The sequence below is a fragment of the Sphingomonas sp. DMC8 genome, from assembly GCF_056314185.1.
Genome location: NZ_JBQUYV010000017.1, coordinates 1 through 1,412 on the forward strand (window position 1 = coordinate 1; position 1,412 = coordinate 1,412).

At 64.6% G+C, this 1,412-nt stretch carries 3 protein-coding genes; all 3 read left to right on the forward strand.

All coding sequences use genetic code 11. From position 1 onward, the window contains the following. Positions 1-678: Rossmann-fold NAD(P)-binding domain-containing protein (locus tag ACT53K_RS19335; protein ID WP_476230448.1), on the forward strand; the 678-nt coding region annotated here is incomplete at its 5' end. A gap of 65 nt (positions 679-743) precedes the next feature. Next, complete coding sequence (locus ACT53K_RS19340; RefSeq protein WP_476230449.1) at positions 744-1,025, forward strand: NAD(P) transhydrogenase subunit alpha part 2; 282 nt, start codon at positions 744-746, stop codon at positions 1,023-1,025. A gap of 1 nt (position 1,026) precedes the next feature. Continuing rightward, a partial coding sequence (locus tag ACT53K_RS19345; RefSeq protein ID WP_476230450.1) for an NAD(P)(+) transhydrogenase (Re/Si-specific) subunit beta occupies positions 1,027-1,412 on the forward strand: 386 nt, incomplete at its 3' end.

Below are 1,412 nucleotides of genomic sequence, written 5' to 3' on the forward strand. Positions count from 1 at the left end.
GAATATGACCGCGCCTTTCCGATGATGATGACGGCGGCGGGCACGGTCAGCGCCGCCAAGGTTTTCGTGATGGGTGTAGGCGTGGCGGGGCTGCAGGCGATCGCCACAGCGCGGCGGCTGGGCGCGCAGGTCTCCGCCACCGACGTGCGTTCCGCCACCAAGGAACAGATATTGTCGCTCGGTGCCAAGCCGATTTTCGTCGAGAATGTCGCGGGCATCGAAGGCGAAGGCTCGGGCGGCTATGCCACCGAAATGAGCGATGCCTATAAGGCAGCGCAGGCCGAGCTGGTTTCGGCGCACATCGCGAAGCAGGACATCGTCATCACCACCGCGCTGATACCTGGTCGGCCGGCACCGCGCCTGATCAGCGACACGCAGATCGCGACGATGCGACCGGGCAGTGTGATCGTAGATCTGGCGGTCGAGCAGGGCGGCAATGTCGAAGGTGCGGTTGCCGGCGAGATTGTCGAGCGGCACGGCGTAAAGATCGTGGGCCATCGCAACGTGCCGAGCCGGCTCGCGGCGGACTCCTCGGCCTTGTTTGCGCGCAACCTGTATAATTTCCTGTCGGCCTTCTGGGACAAGGAAGCGGGCCGGCCGGTGCTCGACGAGGAGATCGGCAATGCCATCCGCGTGACGCAGGGCGGCAATGTCGTGAACGAAAAGCTGCTGTCGTGAATCCTGCGTCCCGCTCTGGGGACGGCCTTTGCCCGGCGCTTCGTTGCGCGGATCAGGAGTAGATCATGGACTTCATCTCGATCCTGTCAGTCTTCGTACTGGCTTGCTTCGTCGGCTATTACGTCGTCTGGTCGGTCACGCCGGCCCTGCACACGCCGCTGATGGCGGTGACCAACGCTATTTCCTCGGTGATCATCGTTGGCGCGCTGATTGCGTCGATGGCGGCTGGAGCAGAGATTGCCAAATGGCTGGGGCTGGTCGCCGTGGCGCTTGCGTCGGTCAACATTTTCGGCGGCTTCGCCGTGACCGAGCGGATGCTCGCGATGTACAAGAAGAAGGAGCGCTGAGATGCCTGAGGCTGCTCCCGTGAACCCATGGGTCGCGCTCGCCTATCTGGTGGCGGGCGTTTGTTTCATCCTCGCGCTGCGCGGGCTTTCCAGCCCCGCGACCAGCCGCCGGGGCAACCGGCTTGGCATGATCGGTATGGCGATTGCGGTGATCACCACCCTGATCACGCATCATATCGCCAGCCCGCTCGAACTCTCTGCCGCCATCGTGGTCGGCGGCGCGATCGGCTTCGTCATCGCCCGGCGCATCGCGATGACGGCGATGCCGCAGCTCGTGGCGGCCTTCCACTCGCTGGTCGGCCTCGCCGCCGTGCTCGTCGCCTGCGCGGCATTTCTGAATCCTGCTGCGTTCGGTATCGCCGATCTGGTCGTGCCGCTGATCGGCGC

Excerpts from the sequence above, each read along its gene's own strand:
- ACT53K_RS19340 (WP_476230449.1), top strand. The coding sequence starts at position 744 with ATGGACTTCATCTCGATCCTGTCAGTCTTCGTACTGGCTTGCTTCGTC.